The sequence below is a fragment of the Paremcibacter congregatus genome (genome assembly GCF_006385135.1).
GTDB lineage: Bacteria > Pseudomonadota > Alphaproteobacteria > Sphingomonadales > Emcibacteraceae > Paremcibacter > Paremcibacter congregatus.
This window is the reverse complement of the sequence record NZ_CP041025.1, coordinates 3,688,129-3,707,233: the sequence shown is the minus strand read 5'-3', so window position 1 is coordinate 3,707,233 and position 19,105 is coordinate 3,688,129. Positions and strand designations below refer to the sequence as shown.

The window sequence follows — 19,105 nt, the reverse complement described above, 5'->3', positions numbered from 1 at the left end:
CTAAAGCCATGAATATAGTTTTACAAATGTTTCGAATTTTATCTGTTTTTTGCATTGTCACAATTTTTGTCGGCTTTGCAAGTGTCTTGCATGCTAAACCCTCCTCAGAGGCGGTGATAGAAGCGCCTCTGGTTGTGGTGGAACTTTTTACTTCCCAGGGCTGTGCTTCCTGCCCGCCGGCGGATGCAATTCTCACGGAACTCAGTCAGCAGGATGACATTCTGGCCTTAAGCTATTTTGTCGATTACTGGAACTATCTCGGCTGGGAAGATACGTTTGCCGGCAAGGACTGCACCATCCGTCAGAAGAAATATAGCCGCGCTCTTGGCAAGAGCGGGGTTTATACGCCGCAGATGATCGTTCAGGGCACCAGCGATATCGTGGGGTCCCGGGGAAAACAGATACATGAAATGGTCGGCAGCACCCGCCAGAAAATCGCCCTGACAGCAAAGGATGCTCCAAGGATTACGTTTGACCCTATGGGAGACATGATTGACCTGAAGGTCAGTGCGGGAAAGCAGTCCGGTTCCCGCCCGAAGAACGCGACCATCTGGATTATCGGCTATGATTACGAAAAGAGTGTGGATATCAAATGGGGTGAACAGGGCGGTAATGTCCGCCACTATCGTAACGTTGTGCAATCCATTAAACGTATCGGCAGCTGGATGGGGGAAGAAATCAAACTGACCCTGTCGAAAAAGGATATCGGCGCGGTACCCTATGATGCATATGCCGTGATCCTGCAGGAAGACGAAACAGGCCCCATTGTCGCCGCGGCGAAATTGACGTTGAAATAGAAGGTCAGGGGAAACTCTGCCGGGAGATTCAGCTGATAATTTCTCTGATAATTTCTCTGGGAATTTACCTTGGCAGCTTGTCTGAAATACCATACTGTTAAGCTTCTGCTGTGGGGGATGTAGTCCCTGAAATAAAAAATTAATAGAAAAAGGGGACGTCTTTCATGATGAGGACAACTTTTCTTGTGGTGGCCTGTGTTGTGCTGGCCAGTATTTCACCTTCCTTCGTATCGTCATCGGTGGCGCAGAATTATGATGAAGCGGCGGCGAAACAGCGACAGTCTCGCAAGACACCGCCGTTAAGCAATCGGGTTTATAAGCACCTTAGCGCAGCAATGAAACTATCCGACCGGGGCGATTATAACGGCGCGATGGACCTCTTTGCCCCATTGGGAAAAATGGAACTCAACGCCTATGAAGCGGCTCAATTCTGGCGGTTCAATGGATTTTTGTTCTTTTCCATGACCAATTATCCGGCGGCGCTGGTGGCTTATGAAAAAGTGCTCGAGCAGCCTAATCTGCCCGCCAGCATGGAAGATCAGACGTTACTTACCTTGGCACAGCTTGCCTTTATAACAGAGGATTATAACAAGACCATTGATTACGTTTTTCGGTTTTTGGCAGTAAATCAGAAAGCGCCGGCGAATATACTGGCGCTGGTTGGGCATGCGTATGTTGCCTTGGAGGAATTCGACAAGGCCTTGCAGTATATGGAAAAGGCCAAGGATGGCTACATTGGCGAGAAAAAGGTCATGCAGCCATGGGCTTATAAGCAGTTGATGTATCTATATTATCGGGCGGATCAGAAATATAAGGTCCTTATGGCACAGAATGATTTTATGGAGGCGACCCCCAGCCGCGAAGGATGGACGTCATTGGCGAAAATCTGTACCAAGCTTATTGAGGAACATACGGACGCCGCCCCGTTGAGTATCGCTGAGTTGGAGAAAACTCGGGAGGATGCCATGAACAAGGCCGCCACGCCGACCATCCACCGGCAGTATGAATATTCCGGAACCAACAAACCCGTTGAATATGTTTCCCCGGTCTACCCCCGGGAGGCTCTGGTGGCCGGGAAGGGTGGTGAGGTGAAACTCCTGTATGATGTTTCGAAAGCGGGGAATGTCGTGAATATCAAGGTTCTGTTCTCGTCTGACCCGATATTTGAGCCGGCGGCGCGGGCGGCGCTGGAATCTTATAAATTTAACCCGAAACGATTGACGAATGGGGGGGCATCAGCGTCTGGTACGGGTGGGTTACTTGGGAGCGCCCAGATTATTATGCCGACCGAGGAAAAACCAAAAAGTTTGCTGGAAAACCCGCTAAAGTTTATCCATTCTGACTCGGAGGCCGTGTCTGACAGGAAAAATTTTGAGAAAACATTCACATTCAGCGTCGATATTTGGGAGAAGGAAAAACCGGTGCAGGAAAAGTGATGTAACCCAAAAAGAAAGTAAATAACGTTACATTTTCAGGAACAGAATGAAAAAGGCCGGATCAGATGACCCGGCCCTGACGTATTTGGCGATAGTCTGCAGCGATTAAGCTTTGAAAATAGAAATGCCGCCATCGGCAAACAAAGCCTGTCCGGTAATAAATTTTGCGGCATCTGAGGCGAGGAAAAGAGCTACTTTGGCTATTTCCTCGGGGGTTGCTAGGCGCCCCAGCGCGTGCAGGCTTTTGACATAACTGAGGGCTTCTGGACTGTTGGCAAAGCTACGGGCCATATCGGTATCTGTGCCGCCGGGGCAGAGCGTATTGACCCGAATATTATCTCCTCCATGTTCAACGGCTAAAACGCGGGTGAGGCCAATCAAGCCAGCCTTGGCGGCGGCATAGGCGGCCATCCCCGCCATGCCTGTTGTATGTCCGACAAAGGAAGAGGTGAAGATCACAGCTCCACCGCCTTTCTTCCGTAAGGCCGGGATGTGATGTTTAGCCAGCAAGAAGGCACCGGTCAGATTAACGTCCAGACATTCCCGCCAAGCTGTTTCACTCATGTCTGTGGCGCTGCCAAGCTCACCAAGAATACCAGCGGTATTAAAGGAAATATCAAGGCCACCAAATTTTTGCTCGGCGATGTCAACCAGGGCTTGCGCGTAACCTTCCTCCCGAACATCTCCGACGAGTATCTCTGAACGGCCCCCAAGAGTGGTAATTTCCTCTCTCAGGCTGTCCAGTTCCGCTTGTCGCCTCGCGCCAATCACCAGTGCGGCGCCCTCAACGGCGAATAGCCGCGCGGCTGACCGTCCGATGCCGCTGCTGGCACCGGTAATGATGGCGACTTTATCTTGAAGTTGTTGCATATATCGTTCTCCTTCGGGTTAAAGGGGAACTATGGTGGGAGTTGCAATTTTAGGCACTCCGTTTATTGTGGTGTAACCATGAAAAAGAAAAAGGCCGGATCATATGACCCGGCCTTTGATGTCTCTATATGTATGACGCCTACTTCAGGCTTTGTGTCATCACGGCGCTGAGGCGCTGGGCGAAGGCAGTGGGATCTTCCGGCAGTTCGCCTTCCATGATCCGCGCCTGATCGAGCAGCAGTTGGGCCGAATCCTTCAGGGCGTTGACGGAACCATCTTTTGCGGCGGCTGCGGCGACAGCCTTGATCAACGCATGATCTGCATTAATTTCCAACACCCGCAGGCTGGTTTCCTGCAATTGCTGATGCTGCTGCAGAATACGTTGCAGGTGAATGTCCATATCCCCGTCATCGGCGACGAGACAGACGGCGCTGTCGGTCAGGCGGTTGGACAGGCGCACATCCTTGACCACCCCTTCGAGGTTGGTTTTCAGAACCCCGATCAGGGCGTCGATTTCAGGCGTATTTTCCTTCTTTTCGTCGTCTTTTTTGTCGTCACCTTTTTTGTCCTCAAGATCGGCGACGCCTTTGGTGACGGACTGGAATTTCTTGCCGTCATATTCCGGCACCATCTGCAGCCAGAAATCATCAACCGCGTCGGTGAGATAAAGCACTTCGATGCCTTTGGCGCGGAAACCTTCGAGCTGTGGCGAGCGTTTGGCCACATTGATATTATCGCCGGTGATGTAATAGATCGTCTCCTGACCTTCTTTCATCCGGGCGATATAATCGTCGAAGCTTGACAGGCCCTTGTCGGCGGTGGTTTCAAAACGGGCGAGTTTCATCAATTGATCGCGGCGGGAGAAGTCTTCGTAGATGCCTTCCTTCAGGACCGGGCCGAAGGATTTCCAGAATGTGGCGTACGCTTCGGGATCTTTCTTGGCTTTCTTTTCCAGTTCGCTGAGGATTTTCTTGGTGACCGCCGACTGGATCTTGGCGAGCACCGGATTATTCTGCAGCATCTCGCGGCTAATGTTGAGCGGCAGATCCTGGCTGTCGACGATGCCGCGCATGAAGCGCAGATAGCCGGGGATCAGGTCTTCGCAATCGTCGGTGATAAACACCCGCTTGACGTAGAGTTTCGAGCGGCTCTTGCGGGCCGGATCGAACAGATCCATCGGTGGCTGGCTCGGGACATACATCAGCACGGTATATTCGAGGACTCCCTCGGCTTTATAATGCAAGGTCATCCAGGGATCATCCATGGCGTGGCCGACATGGTGGTAGAATTCCTTATATTGGTCTTCGGTGATTTCGGATTTTGGCCGGGTCCACAGCGCCTTGCCTTCATTGACCCGTTCCGATTTCTGTTCGCCGTCCTTGTCCATCACCAAAGTGATCGGCAGGGCGATATGATCGGAATAGGTCTTGATGATATTGCGCAGGCGATGCTCGTCGAGGAATTCCTTGGCGTCATCCTTGATGTGGATGACAATGTCGGTGCCGCGGGTGGCTTTGGCGGCCGGGGCCAGCGTATATTCGCCGATGCCGTCGGAATGCCAGGTCCAGCTCTCGTCCGCACCGGCGCGGCGGCTGGTGACCTCGATATTTTCCGAGACCATAAAGACCGAGTAAAAGCCGACGCCGAACTGGCCGATCATACTGCCGGCGTCTTTCTTGTCCTTGCCGTCGGATTTCTGGGCCATCTGTTCCATAAAGGCGGAGGTGCCGGAGCGGGCGATGGTGCCGAGGTGGGAAATCAGCTCATCATGAGACATGCCGATGCCATTATCGGACAGGGTCAGGGTGCCGGCTTTTTCATCCAGCGTCAGAGAGACCTGAAGTTCGGGGTCTTCTTTCAGAAGGTCCGGGGTGGTCAGGGCTTCATAACGCAGCTTGTCGCAGGCGTCAGAGGCGTTGGAGATCAGTTCGCGCAGGAAAATTTCCCGCTCGGAATAAACCGAATGCACCATCATATGCAGCAGGCGAGAGACCTCGGCCTGGAAGCCATGTTTTTCCACTTTATCTGTTTTTACGTCAGTATCAGTTGTCATCTTGGTGTATTACCCTACTTTAATCGTTCCAAAGTCAGATCACATATGGCAGGCGGGAAGATAAATTCAAGGGAAAAGGCCGCAAATTCTCCACAAAAAATATGTTTATCCGGTGATTAGCCGCGTGGTTTGATGACCTTCCCCAAGCTGTCATAAAGATCATCCATGCGGGCGCGCCAGTCATGGAGCGGGTCGTCTGTGTTGAGAAGCTGACAGGGGCTGACGCCCTTGGCCCACTGGAACAGGCCATACATGATATAATCGCTGTAGGCGGGGCTGGCGCCATCAAAGTAGTCCTGGGCTTTCAGGGTCTGGTTATAGGGCCAGAGCTGTTTGCGGAACTGGGCGAGATAATCTTCCTGCTGGGCGGCGGCTTCTTCCAGGCTTTTGCCCAGACGGGCTTCACGGCTGGTGCGGAAATAGTCCCGATCCCGGTCATCAATCACATTAAAGATGTCGCCAACCAGCGCGGGAAACAGCGGCACAACAAGGTTATAGAAGAAAATATTATTGAACAGATTGGCCTGGGCCTTACCTTGGGCGCCATTAAACAACGGCGGTCGGTCGGGGAATTGTTCGTCAAGGTAGCAGGCGATGTTCCAGCTGTCGGTGATGAACGTTCCATTATGTTCCAAAATCGGCACAGTCTTGGCATTGGCGCCCTCCACATCGGCAATTTCGGTAAAAATCAGCGGCACCATTTCCACCGTGCAGCCCTTGTGGGCCAATGCCATGCGGCTGCGCCAGACATAAGGGCTGAAGCCTTGGGTTTTGTCCTTGCCGACCAATTCATATAATTTCATGCTGCATGTCCTCTGATCAGAGCTTGGGGAAGAATTAACGGTATCAGAGAATAAAAAAAATAGCCAGTTGTCCGAAAGTATACAGGGTGGAAGAGGTCGTATAGATGTTCGGTCAACTGGCCAAGGGGATTTAGCAGTTCAAATGCTATGCTGCCATTGCGGCAGTATTTGGATCGAATTTAGGCCATATTGTGGCAGGACTGGATGTGACGGCGATCCTGTCCTTGAAAAAGGAGAGATTTTTGGTTTATCATGGGGCTAATGAAAGAAACACCGCCCGACATCATTCCCTTCAAGTCCCCGGATCCGTCCCGGGGAACGAACAGGCCACAGCCGCCGTCCTTCAAGTTTGTCGGCCCGTCTGCGGTGACGAAACATGATAGGGTGTTTTTTCAACGGCCTGAATTTGAAGCCATCCTCAATCTATATGGCAAGATGGTCGCCTCCGGTCACTGGAAAGACTATGCCATTGACAGCACATCGTCGGACGCCTCTTTCGCCATTTATCAACACGCTCATGACCGTCCGCTGTATATTATACGTAAAACGCCAAAGCTTGCCGCCCGACAGGGGGCCTACAGCCTGATTTCGGCGCAGGGAAAAATTCTTAAACGTGGGGCGGACCTGGATCGATTGCTGAGTTACTTCAACAAAGCGCTGATTAAATTAATTCGCTAACCGAGGGATCATCCAATGGTTTTGTAGAGCGATTTTATCAGGCTATTTCCGAAATATTATAACATTATCATTATAGACCTGGAATTTCATATTTACGCCTTAATTGAGGACTAGCTTCATCAGTTTTTCAATTTTAATATGATTAAGTTATTGAAAATAAATACTTTTTAAGTCTTGTAATTAAAATGTCACACGCCTATATGCAGCTATACCGGGTGGAAATATCCGGTGGAATTAAAAATACGCATATAGAAAGACGTTAAAATGAAAAAGATTACAACTGCACTCCTCGCTGGCCTGACGGCTCTGTCCATGACTTCCTTTGCCCAGGCGCAAGACGCTGGCAAAACATTCAACGGCGCTTACGCCGGTGCTGAAGTTGGCTACAACAGCTATGAATTTGCGGACAACTTCCGTGAAGATGCTGTGTATTACGGCGCATTCGCCGGTTACCGGGTACAGATGGACAACGATCTGGTGTTGGGCCTGGAAGGTCGTTTCGGCGATAGTTCTGCGACAACAGATCTGGGCATTAGCGGTGCTGAATTTGTTGCGGGCCGTCAATTGGGCGTTGATGCGACAATCGGTTATGCTTTGGGCGCAGAGAAAAATGTTCTGGCCTATGCTCTGGTCGGTTACAGCAACCAGAAAATCACAGGCAAGCTTGCCGGTGTTGAAGAATCAAGCAATGGCGACGGCATCCGTTTCGGCCTTGGTGCTGAATATGCCGTAACTGAAACCATTTCCCTGCGGGCCACTGGCGCTTATGCGGATTACAAAGGTTCCGCCAACGACATTCAACTGAATGCCGGTGTATTGTACCGTTTCTAATTGATTTCTAAAGATTTCGCGCACCGTCTGTACGCGCGACATCTTATGGCTCTGCCCTTGCGGGCAGAGCCTTTTCTTATGGGACAGCAGTCCTGTCCGCCAACGGCGGTTAATGCTGTTCGTCGCCCTTCATATTGATCGACCACATAAAGCCGACGACGGCGCCCTTGAGCAGCGGCAGCAGGCTGAGGGTGAGGGCGAGGGCGAGACTTGGCCACAGGATCATCTGGGTGGTGATGGAAAGATGGTAGGTGGCTTCCACATAAATCAGGGCGGGGACGATGATATGTCCGACGATGAAGATCGTCAGATAGGGGGGGAAGTCATCCGCGCGGATCTGACCAAGGGGGGCGCTGCAATTGGGGCAGGTGTCGGCGAGTTTCAAATAACCGGCAAAGGCCTTGGCGCTTTCGCAGCTCGGGCATTTGCGGCGGAAACCGGTCTTGATTGAACGGACTTTGTCATGACGCGGGAATTTTTCTGAGGGATCAACAGCCATCGGTTATTTCACTTTCCTGTTGTGGAGACGGGTGATCAGGCTGGAGGTGTCCCAGCGATTACCGCCTTTTTGTTGTACTTCACTATAAAAATCATTCACCAGCCGGGTGACCGGCAGGTCTGCACCATTGTTTTCGGCTTCGTCGAGCACGATATCGAGATCTTTGCGCATCCAGTCGACGGCGAAACCGAAATCAAACTGGTTGTCGATCATGGTCTGGGCGCGATTTTCCATTTGCCAGGACTGGGCGGCCCCCTTGGAAATCACCTCGATCACGGCGGCGGCGTCCAGACCGGCTTCCTTGGCGAAATGCAGGCCTTCCGACAGGCCCTGAACCACGCCGGCGATGCAGATCTGATTGACCATCTTGGCAAGTTGCCCACTGCCGGCGGTTCCCAGAAGTTTGGTTTTCCGGGCGTAACATTGCAGAATGGGGTCGACCGTGGCGGACGGCTCTTCTTCCCCGCCGAGCATGATGGTCAACGCGCCATTTTCCGCGCCGGCCTGCCCCCCGGAGACAGGCGCATCAAGGAAATGACAGCCCAGGGCGCGGGCCGCCTGGTCCAGTTCCCGGGCAATGGTGGCCGACACGGTGGTGTGATCGACGAAAATGGCCCCGGGCTTTAAGGCATTGAAGGCGCCATCGGTCCCGAGTGCGACCTGCCGCAGATCGTGGTCATTGCCGACGCAGGCGAAGATGATATCGGCCTCTTCGGCGGCGGCGGCGGGTGTTGCCGCGCGACTGCCGCCGTAGGTTTCGACCCAGGCTACGGCTTTGGTGGCGGTGCGGTTATAGACGGTGACGTCATAGCCGGCTTTCTGCAGATGCCCGGCCATGGGGTACCCCATGACACCGAGACCGAGGAAGGCGAGTTTTGGGGAAGACATGGCAAGAACTTTCACTGTAAAGGGGGGAGGGGCAATTTAATTTAATAATGCGGCGGAACTTCATGGGTGATGTCGCCGCTTTCTTCTTCCGGGGTTTCCAGATTACCGAGCCGGGCCTCTGTACGGGACAGGCTTTTCTTCAGTCGGTCGATTTCCTGCCATTGCTGGTTGACCATATCGCTGAGGTCCTGGATATGTTGATCCTGATGAGCGAGGGTCTGTTCGATATTTTGCAGGCGGGTTTCATCCGACGTCATATGGCGGCTCTCATGTTAGAGGATATCTGGCGACAGATATACCGCATACCGGGGGGCGTTGGCAATCGGAAGTGGGAATTTCTGTGAGGGGTGGCTTTATCCGGGATTGTGGACCGCGGGCCTGACAGAAAAGCCCCGGCCGGGGGTGCGGTCGGGGCTGTATATATTAGGAGATCGGCGCGCGTCAGCGGGGCAGGTTGCTGTGGCCCTGCAGATATTCATCGACGGCGCGGGCGGCCTGACGGCCTTCCCGGATGGCCCAGACCACCAGGGACTGGCCGCGGCGCATGTCCCCGGCGGTGAAAATGTTCGACACCGACGTCCGATAGGTTTCTGTCGTGGCCCGCACGTTGTTGCGGTCATCCAGGGCGACATCAAGCTGTTCCAGCATGCCTTCCTTCACCGGATTGGTGAATCCCATGGCAAGCAGCACCAGTTCGGCGTCAAGTTCGAATTCACTGCCGTCGATTTTCTGGAAATTGCCGTCTACTTCATGGCAGCGCAACGCCGCGAGCTTACCGTCGGGGCCGGCGACGAATTCGGCTGTCGCCACACTCCATTCCCGATCCGCGCCTTCTTCCTGCGAAGTGGAGGTGCGCAGCTTCATCGGCCAGTTGGGCCAGGTCAGATCCTTGTTTTCATGGGCCGGTGGTTTGGGCATGATCTCGATCTGGGTAACGGAAACCGCGCCCTGACGGAAACTGGTGCCGACACAGTCGGACCCGGTATCGCCGCCGCCGATGACGATGACTTTTTTGCCGGATGCAAGGATGTCTTTCTCGTTGGGCAGAGGCTCGCCGGCATTGCGGCGGTTCTGCTGGGTGAGAAAATCCATGGCGAAATGTACGCCGTCCAGCTCACGGCCGGGAATGGAAAGATCGCGGGGTTGTTCGGATCCCCCGGCGAGCACCACGGCGTCATAATGTTCCGCCAGTCGATCGGCAGGGATATCCTTGCCAACCGCCATGCTGGTCCAGAAGGTGACGCCTTCGCGCTCCATCTGGCGCACCCGGCGGTCAATCAGGCTTTTCGCCATCTTGAAATCGGGGATGCCATAGCGCAACAGGCCGCCAGGCCGCCGGTTTTTTTCATAGACGGATACATCGTGACCGGCGCGGGCCAGTTGTTGTGCGGCGGACAGACCCGCCGGGCCGGACCCGACCACGGCGACCTTCTTGCCGGTTTTGACCCGGGGCGGCAGGGGCTGAATCCAGCCTTCTTCCCAGCCCTTGTCGACAATGGCGCATTCGATGGTCTTGATGGTCACCGGTTGATCATCCAGATTGAGGGTACAGGCCGCCTCGCACGGGGCAGGGCAGATGCGCCCGGTGAATTCCGGGAAGTTATTGGTGGAATGCAGTGTATCGCAGGCTGTCTGCCAGTCTTTTTTCCACACCAGATCATTCCAGTCCGGTATCATATTATTGACCGGGCAGCCGTTATGGCAGAAAGGAATGCCGCAATCCATGCAGCGCCCGCCCTGGCGGGAGACGGCGCTGTCGGACAGCGGGTTGACGAATTCGTCATAATGGCGCACCCGGTCCCCGGCCGGGGCATAGGTCCGTTCCTGACGGGTCAGTTCCATAAATCCAGTTGTTTTACCCATGAGAAGCTCCTTAATTCAATGTCTGGCCGGTATAGGCGGACAGGATTGTCTGGGTTGAGGCCATTTCCTGCAGGGCGCGGCGGTATTCCACCGGCATCACCTTGACGAACTTGGGCAGATAGCTGTCCAGATTGTCGAGGATATCCCGGGCCCGGGCGCTGCCGGTATAGCGGACATGGTTTTCCAGAAGGGTGACCAGCCGTTCGACATCGTTGCCGGACATGTTGTTGCGCAATACGTCAACCCGGCCATGACCTTCCAGCTCCCCGGATTGATGTTTACGGGCCATGGCGTCTTCTTCCGGCATGGGTTCAAGTTCGACCATGGCCAGATTGCAGCGGCGGTCGAAATCCCCGGCCTCATCAAGCACGTAGGCGATACCGCCACTCATCCCGGCAGCGAAGTTACGCCCGGTCTGGCCGATGACAACGACACAGCCGCCGGTCATATATTCACAGCCATGATCGCCGACGCCTTCGACGACCGCAATCGCGCCGGAGTTTCTGACGGCAAACCGTTCCCCGGCGACGCCGCGGAAATAGGCTTCGCCATTGATGGCGCCGTAGAGCACGGTATTGCCGACAATGATGCTGTTGGTCGGGTCAATCTTGCTGTCGGCCGTTGGATAGATGATCAGCCGGCCGCCGCTCAGGCCCTTGCCCACATAGTCATTGCCGCCGCCGGAAAGTTCCAGGGTGACACCCTTGGCGACAAAGGCGCCAAAGCTCTGTCCGGCGGTGCCGGTGAGCTTGACGTGAATGGTATCATCCGCGAGCCCGGCATGGCCATATTGTTCCGCCAGCCGACCGGACAGCAACGCGCCGGTGGACCGGTCGGTATTTTTGATGGCTTCTTCGATGACCACCGGTTTTTGATCTTTCAAGGCCGGTTGCGCCTGAGCCAGAAGTTCACGGTCCAGCACGGCATCCAGGGCATGTTCCTGGGTTTTGGTGTGATAGATGTCAAAGGCCGGGTCACTGACGGGCATATGGAACATCTTGCTGAAATCAAGACCATCGGCTTTCCAATGCCGGATGGCGGCGTTCTTGTTCAGAAGGTCGGCGCGTCCGACAATCTCATCAAGTTTACGAACCCCCATTTCGGCCATGATCTTGCGGGCTTCTTCAGCGACGAAGAAGAAATAATTGATCACATGTTCCGGTTTGCCTTTGAATTTACGGCGCAGGACCGGGTCCTGGGTCGCAACGCCGACCGGGCAGGTGTTGAGATGACATTTGCGCATCATGATACAGCCGCTGGCGATCAGGGGCGCGGTGGCGAAACCGAATTCGTCAGCCCCGAGAAGGGCGCCGATAATCACATCACGTCCGGTTTTCAGGCCGCCGTCGACCTGAACACAGATCCGGTCGCGCAATTTATTGAGCACCAGAGTCTGCTGGGTTTCGGCAAGACCCATTTCCCACGGGGAACCGGCGTTCTTGATGCTGGTCAGCGGGCTCGCGCCGGTGCCGCCATCATAACCGGAGATGGTCAGATGATCGGCCTTGGCTTTCGAAACCCCGGCGGCGACGGTGCCGACGCCAATTTCCGACACCAGTTTGACGCTGATGCGGGCTTTGGGCTGTACGTTTTTCAGGTCGTAGATCAGCTGGGCCAGATCCTCGATCGAATAGATATCATGATGGGGCGGCGGCGAAATCAGGGCGACGCCGGGGGTGGAGTGACGCACCTTGGCGATCACCGCATCCACTTTGTGGCCGGGCAACTGCCCACCTTCGCCGGGTTTGGCCCCCTGGGCCATTTTAATCTGGATATCGTCCGAGTTGACGAGATATTCCGTGGTCACGCCAAAGCGGCCGGAGGCCACTTGTTTGATGGCGCTGCGCCGCAGGTCGCCGTTACGGTCAGGCGTGAAACGGTCGGGTTCCTCGCCGCCTTCACCGGTGTTCGACTTGCCGCCGATCTGGTTCATGGCGATGGCGAGATTGGTATGGGCTTCGCGGCTGATGGAGCCGAATGACATCGCCCCGGTGGCGAACCGTTTAACGATTTCGCTTGCCGGTTCCACTTCGTCGAGCGGAATGGCCTTGTTGGCAGGCTTGATTTCGAACAGGCCGCGGGGGGTGAGCAGGCGCTGGGCCTGATCATTGATTTCCCGGGCGAAGGCGTCATACTGATCCTGACTGTTGCCGCGCACCGCATGTTGCAGGTTGCTGATGGTGTCAGACGTCCACATATGGTCCTCGCCGCGCACCCGGACAGCATATTCACCGCCCACATCAAGGGCCGTGTTATAGACCAGGCTGTCGGTGAAGGCCTGTTCGTGACGCATCACGGTTTCCCGGGCGATTTCCGGCAGGCCCACACCCTCGATAGAGGTCTGGGTCTTGGTGAAATATTGCTCGATAAAGGCGCTGTTCAGTCCCACGGCGTCAAAAATCTGTGCGCCACAATAGGATTGATAGGTGGAGATGCCCATCTTGGACATGACCTTCAGGATGCCCTTGTCGATCGCCTTGGTATAGCGCATGCGGGCGGTCCGGGGGTCAACCCCGTCTTCCATGTCCGGGGCCATGGCGGTGATGGTCTCGAACGCCAGATAGGGGTTGATGGCTTCGGCGCCGTAGCCGGCCAGAACGCAAAAATGATGGACTTCGCGGGCTTCACCGGTTTCCACCACCAGGCCGACCGAGGTCCGGAGACCTTTGCGGATCAGATGATGATGCACGGCGGCCGTGGCGAGCAGGGCCGGGATCGCGATCCGGTCATCGCTGACATTACGGTCGGACAGAATGATGATGTTATCGCCTTCAACAACAGATACTTCCGACAGCAGGCATATGCTTTCAATCGCATCGTCCATGCCCTGTTCGCCGCGGGCGGCATCATAGGTCACATCAATGGTAATGGTGCGGAAGTTATTGTCGGGGATATCGCCGATGGTGCGGATTTTCTCCAGATCTTCATTGCTGAGGATCGGCTGGCGCACTTCGAGCCGTTTGTTGGTGCCAACATTTTCCAGATCAAGCAGGTTTGGCCGCGGCCCAATGAAGGATACCAGGGACATCACTGCTTCTTCGCGGATCGGGTCGATTGGCGGGTTGGTAACTTGCGCGAAATTCTGCTTGAAATAGCTGTACAGCAGCTTCGATTTGTTGGACAGGGCCGAGATCGGCGTGTCGGTGCCCATGGAACCCAACGCTTCCTGGCCGCTGGTGGTCATCGGCGGGAACAGCAGTTTGATGTCTTCCTGGGTATAGCCGAAGGCCTGCTGACGTTTCAGCAGCGGCACATCGGTTTCATGGGACGGGGCGAATTCCGCCGGCAGGTCTTCCAGTTTGATCTGGGTGCGGGCGAGAATTTCCTCGTAATCATGGGCGGCGCTAAGTTGGGCCTTGATTTCCTCGTCGCTGACAATGCGGCCTTCCTTGGTGTCGATCAGCAACATCTTGCCGGGTTGCAGCCGCCATTTCTGGACGATTTTGTTTTCCGGGATCGGCAGGACCCCCATTTCGGACGCCAACACCACCATGTCATCGTCGGTCACCAGATAGCGGGCCGGACGCAGGCCGTTGCGGTCCAGCGTCGCGCCGATCAGGGTGCCGTCGGTAAAGGCCATGGCGGCCGGGCCGTCCCATGGTTCCATCAGGGCGGCGTGATATTCATAAAAGGCGCGGCGTTTCTCGTCCATCAACGGGTTGCCGGCCCAGGCTTCCGGGATCAGCATCATCATCGCGTGGACAATGGTGTAACCGCCGGCGACCAGCAGTTCGAGCGCGTTATCGAAACTGGCGGTGTCGGAAATGCCTTCCGGGATCAGGGGCCAGAGCTTGTCGAGGTCATCACCAAGCAGGGAGGAGGCCATGCTGAACCGACGGGACGCCATCCAGTTGACGTTGCCGCGCACGGTATTGATCTCGCCGTTATGGCAGACCATGCGGAACGGCTGGGCCAGGCTCCAGGTCGGGAAGGTGTTGGTGGAAAACCGCTGATGCACCAGCGCCAGAGCGGATTTCATGCGGGTGTCGGTCAGGTCGCTGTAATAAACGCCGACCTGGGTGGCGAGCAGCATGCCTTTATAGAGCAGGGTGCGGCTGGAACAGCTGCAGCCATAATAATGCGCCGTATCTTCCTCCATATCGAAAACGATATTGGACAGCTGTTTACGGATCAGATAGAGCTTGAGCTCAAAATCCGCATTGGTTTTGCAATTGTCGCCGATGCTGACGAAGCCCTGGACGATGCCGGGTTCGCTGGCTTTTACGCCGTCGCTGAAGCCACTGTTGTCGGTGGGCACATCGCGCCAGCCGAGGAAGTTCTGACCTTCCTGAGCGACGAGATCTTCGAAGACCTGCTTGATTTTATCCGCCACGTCCTTTTCAGTGGGGACAAACATCATCAACACGCCATAGTCCCCGAGTTTCGGCAAGGTAATGCCACAGTCCGGGGTGATGGCCTGAAGGAATTCATCGGGCATCTGAATCAGAATTCCGGCGCCGTCGCCAGACAGGGGGTCGGCGCCGACTGCGCCGCGATGGTCGAGATTTTCCAGAATTTTCAACCCGTTGGCGACAATGTCATGGCTTTTCTTGCCCTTGATGTTGGCGACAAATCCAATACCGCAGTTGTCATGCTCGTTGGCAGGGTTGTATAGGCCCTGAGGGGTCGGATATCCGCTGTTGCGGCTTGGCTCCTGTTGGGTCATTTCTGAATTCACTCCTCGACTAAATTATTCGCATCATCCGGTGGATATGATACGTCGCCAAAATTCTTACACTTCGTTTAACGTACATTTGTTTATAGCGCACAAAGCTAATCCGCCCTCGTTGATGAAAGACAGACTAGAATTTGGTCTCTGCATTAAAGTCAGATCAATATGCGGCTTTGTAGGACCCTGTGAACGCTCTTGCGGTGTTCATTCTGTTACATTTTTACCCAAGGCTGTTTTCTCTGCATATCCCGGGGGGTAAAAATATGTTGGCCGTACAAAATTAACTCACTCGTCCTACAGTGAGGGCAAAATTAATCTGACATAAATAATCTGCAGTTTTTGGTCTAAACCATGAAAGTTACTGCAGGATTGCGCTATACCCGTGCCCTTATCTACTGAAATTTAAGGTTAAAATCAAGGCAATTTTCGGTAATTATATTGCGCATCTATGGTATAAAATACCAAAACTGTAATAATTCCAAGGTATTAGACTTTGAAAATAAATGATAAAAATTAATGCAGTTTGATTTCGCACGGCCGGTGTGGAAAGAAACGATGAAAAACCCGGCAAGCGTGTGATTAAAAATTAGGCATCGTGCCAAATCAACAGGCAAAACAAGACTATCCCGGGAAGGGGTAGAATCAGGACAGCGCAGGGCCCTGTCTGCCAGCGCGTCGCCGTCATGGAATGCCGCCGGATGAACCAGAGGAAATCATCAATTGCATATTTACCCCCGAGGCCGTAAATCTGGGGCATGATTTCACAGCTGGCTAAAACAACTTCCTTGCCGATCGGCACCGTTATTCCGGAGATTCTCGACCGGCTGTCCGCGCATGCCAGTCTGGTGTTGCAGGCGCCGCCGGGCGCGGGCAAGACTACGCTGGTGCCGTTGTGCCTGCTGGATCAGGCATGGCGCGGTGACGGACGGATTATCATGCTGGAGCCCCGGCGGTTGGCGGCGCGGGCCGCGGCGCGACGCATGGCGGAAATGCTCGGGGAAGACGTCGGCGAGACGGTTGGCTATCGGGTGCGGCTTGACCATAAGGTCAGCGCCCGGACCCGTATTGAGGTGGTGACCGAAGGCGTGTTGCTGAGGCTGCTGCAGGATGATCCGGAACTGACCGGCATTGCGGCGGTGCTGTTTGACGAATTTCATGAACGCTCGCTGGAGGCAGATTTTGGCCTCGCGCTGTGTCTTGATGTGCAACAGGGACTGCGGGAGGATTTGAAACTGGTCGTGATGTCGGCGACCTTGGACGGGGAAAATGTCGCTCGTCTGATGGGCGGTGCGCCGATTGTCACCAGTGAAGGCCGGGCCTATCCGGTGGAGATGCGTTACCTGGATCAGGCGCCGTCCGGTCGGGGGCGCTTTACACCGCGTGTTGAAAATACGGTGGCCGAGGCGGTGCTCCGCGCCCTGAAAGAAGAACAGGGCAGCCTGCTGGTTTTCCTGCCAGGGGCGGGAGAGATTGAACGCTGCACCACGCTGCTGCGCCAGGCCAAGCTCGGGCCGGAGGTGATGATCACCCCGCTGTATGGCCGGATGACGGCGGCGGATCAGGATCTGGCCATTCGCCCGGCCCCGGAGGGGATGCGCAAGGTGGTGCTGGCCACCGCTATCGCCGAAACCAGCCTGACCATTGATGGCATCCGGGTGGTGATCGACGGCGGGCTCGACCGCAGTCCGCGCTATGATGTGGGCAGCGGCATGACCCGGCTGGAAACCAACCCCCTGTCCAAGGCCTCGGCGGAACAGCGCGCCGGTCGCGCCGGGCGATTGAGTCCTGGCGTTTGTTATCGCATGTGGACCGAGGCGGCCGGCCGCGGGCTTGCCCCCTTTGCCCCGCCGGAAATCACCAAGGCCGATCTGGTGCCGCTGGTGCTGGAGCTCGCCAACTGGGGCATCCGTGATCCGGGGGATCTCAACTGGCTTGATGTGCCGGATCCGGCGGCAGTGGCGCGCGCGCGGGATTTGTTGCGGGAGCTGGAGGCTCTCGATGATCAGGACAGGATTACCGACCAGGGCCGGCAGATGGCCCGGCTCGCCATGCACCCCCGTCTTGCTCATATGGTTTTGAAGGCCAAGGCGCGGGGGCTGGGTGAATTGGCGGTGCGCATCGCGGCTCTGTTGGCGGAACGCGATATTCTGCGGCAGAAGACCGCCGATCTGCGTCTGCGACTCAGGGCATTGAATTTTTATCTGACGGGGGACAAGGCGCAGGCTTTTCAAATGGGCGGCGATCGCGGATTGTTGCCGCAGATTAAACAACAGGTGACCCGCTGGCGCCGGGCGTTGAAGCTGCCCGCGAACGGGGCCTGTGATCCGGCACAGGCGGGCCTGTGTCTGGCGCTGGCTTATCCCGACCGGATTGGCGGGCGGCGACCGGGCGACGAACCGCGCTATGTTTTGTCCGGCGGGCGCGGGGCCATGCTGGAGGGGGGCGATGACCTGGGCAATGAGAAATATCTCGCCGTTTGTGATCTGGCGCTGTCGGGCCAGATGAAGAGTCAGGGCAGCCGCGGCGACCGGGATGTGCGGATCTATATGGCGGCGCCGCTGGCGCTGGCGGACCTGGAAGAGGTTTTCACCGATCACATTCATGGGGTGGAAGAAGTGGTATGGGATGACCGCACGTCCAGTGTTCTGGCCCGGCGGCAGGTGCGGCTCGGGCGATTGATCCTGCGGGAAGAGAAGATTCGTGACCCGGACCGAACCCAGGCGGTGGCGGCCCTGTGTCAGGGGATTCGGAAACTCGGGTTGCAGTGTCTGCCGTGGGACAAGGCGAGCCTCGCCTTTCGCGGGCAGGTCACGTTTTGTCGTCGCCATGACCCGGCGGGGGACTGGCCTGATTTTTCCGACGAGAGTCTTTTGGCGACTTTGGAGGATTGGCTTGGGCCCTATCTTGCTGCGGCGGATCAAACCATTCTTCGCCGGGAGCAGCTTTCACAGCTCGCACTGGCGGATATTCTGCAGGCCCGGCTTGACTGGACCACGCGTCAGAGGCTGGACGAGATGGTGCCTTCTCACTTCACAGTGCCGAGCGGTTCGAGAATTCGTCTTGATTATAGCAATGACCCTCCGATCCTGGCCGCGCGTCTGCAGGAAATGTTTGGGTTGCTGACAACCCCTGCGGTTATGGAGGGGCGCGTCAGGCTGCTGGTACATCTGTTATCCCCGGCGGGGCGGCCTTTGCAGGTCACCCAGGATCTGGAGAATTTCTGGGTCACCAGTTACGCGGCGGTGAAGAAAGATATGAAAGGGCGCTATCCGAAACATGACTGGCCCGATGATCCCTTGAACGCGACGGCGACAAGATACCGCACGCGAAAATAAATCCGCGTTCAAAACATGACTGGCCCAATGCAGAAAAAATTAGCAGTATTTTAACCATAATCGGGGTTTTGTCTTGGGTTTGTAATTGTCAAGACCAAAAGGAGAAATACTAGTTGTTGACAAGATGGCGGGGTCAAAATACCATATCTTGTGTCGAGGGTGATTTGGCAGGGATAAAAACCGGATTGTTGTTATTCTATAAGGCTCTAGGGGACTGATAAGTATAATAGAGTAAAAAGAAGCGCATCAGTGCGTCGGAATTCACAGACAGATTTCGTCTTCGTCATCAAAATTATGATTGTATTCACATTGTCATCATAGGGCCCTGAATTCGCAGGAGGTTTTATGCTATAATGCGGGTGGATTCTATAAAGATTCAG

13 protein-coding genes are annotated in these 19,105 nt (G+C 55.4%); 5 read left to right on the top strand and 8 right to left on the bottom strand.

The features are described from left to right. The first annotated feature begins 8 nt into the window (after positions 1-8). Together FIV45_RS16345 and FIV45_RS16340 are read left to right on the top strand one after the other, a co-directional pair. Entirely contained in the window at positions 9-797 is a 789-nt protein-coding gene (locus FIV45_RS16345; RefSeq protein WP_099473522.1) for a DUF1223 domain-containing protein, read from the top strand. A 164-nt stretch (positions 798-961) separates the two neighbouring features. Next, complete coding sequence (locus FIV45_RS16340; protein WP_099473520.1) at positions 962-2,233, top strand: energy transducer TonB; 1,272 nt, start codon at positions 962-964, stop codon at positions 2,231-2,233. 105 nt (positions 2,234-2,338) lie between these two features. On the opposite strand, the gene FIV45_RS16335 is transcribed toward FIV45_RS16340, so the two are convergent. The 3 genes from FIV45_RS16335 to FIV45_RS16325 form a co-directional block, all read right to left on the bottom strand. Continuing rightward, a complete protein-coding gene (locus FIV45_RS16335; RefSeq protein WP_099473518.1) occupies positions 2,339-3,103 on the bottom strand; it encodes an SDR family oxidoreductase in 765 nt (254 codons plus the stop codon). Between the two features lie 139 nt (positions 3,104-3,242). Beyond that, entirely contained in the window at positions 3,243-5,156 is a 1,914-nt protein-coding gene (htpG, locus tag FIV45_RS16330) for a molecular chaperone HtpG (RefSeq protein ID WP_099473516.1), read from the bottom strand. A gap of 116 nt (positions 5,157-5,272) precedes the next feature. Next, entirely contained in the window at positions 5,273-5,959 is a 687-nt protein-coding gene (locus FIV45_RS16325) for a glutathione S-transferase N-terminal domain-containing protein (RefSeq protein ID WP_099473514.1), read from the bottom strand. 261 nt (positions 5,960-6,220) lie between these two features. On the opposite strand from FIV45_RS16325, the gene FIV45_RS16320 reads away from it, so the two are divergent. Both FIV45_RS16320 and FIV45_RS16315 read left to right on the top strand, forming a co-directional pair. Continuing rightward, on the top strand, positions 6,221-6,637 hold the full coding sequence (locus FIV45_RS16320) for a DUF2794 domain-containing protein (protein WP_099473512.1): 417 nt from the start codon (positions 6,221-6,223) through the stop codon (positions 6,635-6,637). 264 nt (positions 6,638-6,901) lie between these two features. Continuing rightward, on the top strand, positions 6,902-7,468 hold the full coding sequence (locus tag FIV45_RS16315; RefSeq protein WP_099473510.1) for a porin family protein: 567 nt from the start codon (positions 6,902-6,904) through the stop codon (positions 7,466-7,468). A gap of 109 nt (positions 7,469-7,577) precedes the next feature. On the opposite strand, the gene FIV45_RS16310 is transcribed toward FIV45_RS16315, so the two are convergent. The 5 genes from FIV45_RS16310 to gltB all read right to left on the bottom strand — a co-directional run bounded on the left by FIV45_RS16310 (position 7,578) and on the right by gltB (position 15,384). Next, positions 7,578-7,967, bottom strand: coding sequence for a DUF983 domain-containing protein (locus tag FIV45_RS16310; protein ID WP_099473508.1), 390 nt, complete (start codon positions 7,965-7,967; stop codon positions 7,578-7,580). A 3-nt stretch (positions 7,968-7,970) separates the two neighbouring features. Beyond that, complete coding sequence (locus tag FIV45_RS16305; protein WP_099473507.1) at positions 7,971-8,855, bottom strand: NAD(P)-dependent oxidoreductase; 885 nt, start codon at positions 8,853-8,855, stop codon at positions 7,971-7,973. Between the two features lie 41 nt (positions 8,856-8,896). Further along, positions 8,897-9,112 (bottom strand): SlyX family protein, encoded by a 216-nt coding sequence (locus tag FIV45_RS16300; protein ID WP_099473505.1) that lies wholly within the window; start codon positions 9,110-9,112, stop codon positions 8,897-8,899. 184 nt (positions 9,113-9,296) lie between these two features. Continuing rightward, the gene (locus FIV45_RS16295; protein WP_099473503.1) at positions 9,297-10,718 is read right to left on the bottom strand and encodes a glutamate synthase subunit beta; all 1,422 of its coding nucleotides are present in this window, start codon (positions 10,716-10,718) and stop codon (positions 9,297-9,299) included. A 10-nt stretch (positions 10,719-10,728) separates the two neighbouring features. Then, on the bottom strand, positions 10,729-15,384 hold the full coding sequence (gene gltB / locus FIV45_RS16290) for a glutamate synthase large subunit (protein ID WP_099473501.1): 4,656 nt from the start codon (positions 15,382-15,384) through the stop codon (positions 10,729-10,731). Between the two features lie 761 nt (positions 15,385-16,145). Between gltB and hrpB the strand changes: the two genes are divergently transcribed. Then, on the top strand, positions 16,146-18,725 hold the full coding sequence (hrpB, locus tag FIV45_RS16285; protein ID WP_099473499.1) for an ATP-dependent helicase HrpB: 2,580 nt from the start codon (positions 16,146-16,148) through the stop codon (positions 18,723-18,725). The last annotated feature ends 380 nt before the right edge of the window (positions 18,726-19,105 follow it).

What these genes read in the sequence shown, in the direction of transcription:
- FIV45_RS16345 (WP_099473522.1), top strand. Translation starts at nt 9, where the DNA reads ATGAATATAGTTTTACAAATGTTTCGAATTTTATCTGTTTTTTGCATT.
- FIV45_RS16340 (WP_099473520.1), top strand. Translation starts at nt 962, where the DNA reads ATGATGAGGACAACTTTTCTTGTGGTGGCCTGTGTTGTGCTGGCCAGT.
- FIV45_RS16335 (WP_099473518.1), bottom strand. Translation starts at nt 3,103, where the DNA reads ATGCAACAACTTCAAGATAAAGTCGCCATCATTACCGGTGCCAGCAGC.
- htpG (WP_099473516.1), bottom strand. Translation starts at nt 5,156, where the DNA reads ATGACAACTGATACTGACGTAAAAACAGATAAAGTGGAAAAACATGGC.
- FIV45_RS16325 (WP_099473514.1), bottom strand. Translation starts at nt 5,959, where the DNA reads ATGAAATTATATGAATTGGTCGGCAAGGACAAAACCCAAGGCTTCAGC.
- FIV45_RS16320 (WP_099473512.1), top strand. Translation starts at nt 6,221, where the DNA reads ATGAAAGAAACACCGCCCGACATCATTCCCTTCAAGTCCCCGGATCCG.
- FIV45_RS16315 (WP_099473510.1), top strand. Translation starts at nt 6,902, where the DNA reads ATGAAAAAGATTACAACTGCACTCCTCGCTGGCCTGACGGCTCTGTCC.
- FIV45_RS16310 (WP_099473508.1), bottom strand. Translation starts at nt 7,967, where the DNA reads ATGGCTGTTGATCCCTCAGAAAAATTCCCGCGTCATGACAAAGTCCGT.
- FIV45_RS16305 (WP_099473507.1), bottom strand. Translation starts at nt 8,855, where the DNA reads ATGTCTTCCCCAAAACTCGCCTTCCTCGGTCTCGGTGTCATGGGGTAC.
- FIV45_RS16300 (WP_099473505.1), bottom strand. Translation starts at nt 9,112, where the DNA reads ATGACGTCGGATGAAACCCGCCTGCAAAATATCGAACAGACCCTCGCT.
- FIV45_RS16295 (WP_099473503.1), bottom strand. Translation starts at nt 10,718, where the DNA reads ATGGGTAAAACAACTGGATTTATGGAACTGACCCGTCAGGAACGGACC.
- gltB (WP_099473501.1), bottom strand. Translation starts at nt 15,384, where the DNA reads ATGACCCAACAGGAGCCAAGCCGCAACAGCGGATATCCGACCCCTCAG.
- hrpB (WP_099473499.1), top strand. Translation starts at nt 16,146, where the DNA reads ATGATTTCACAGCTGGCTAAAACAACTTCCTTGCCGATCGGCACCGTT.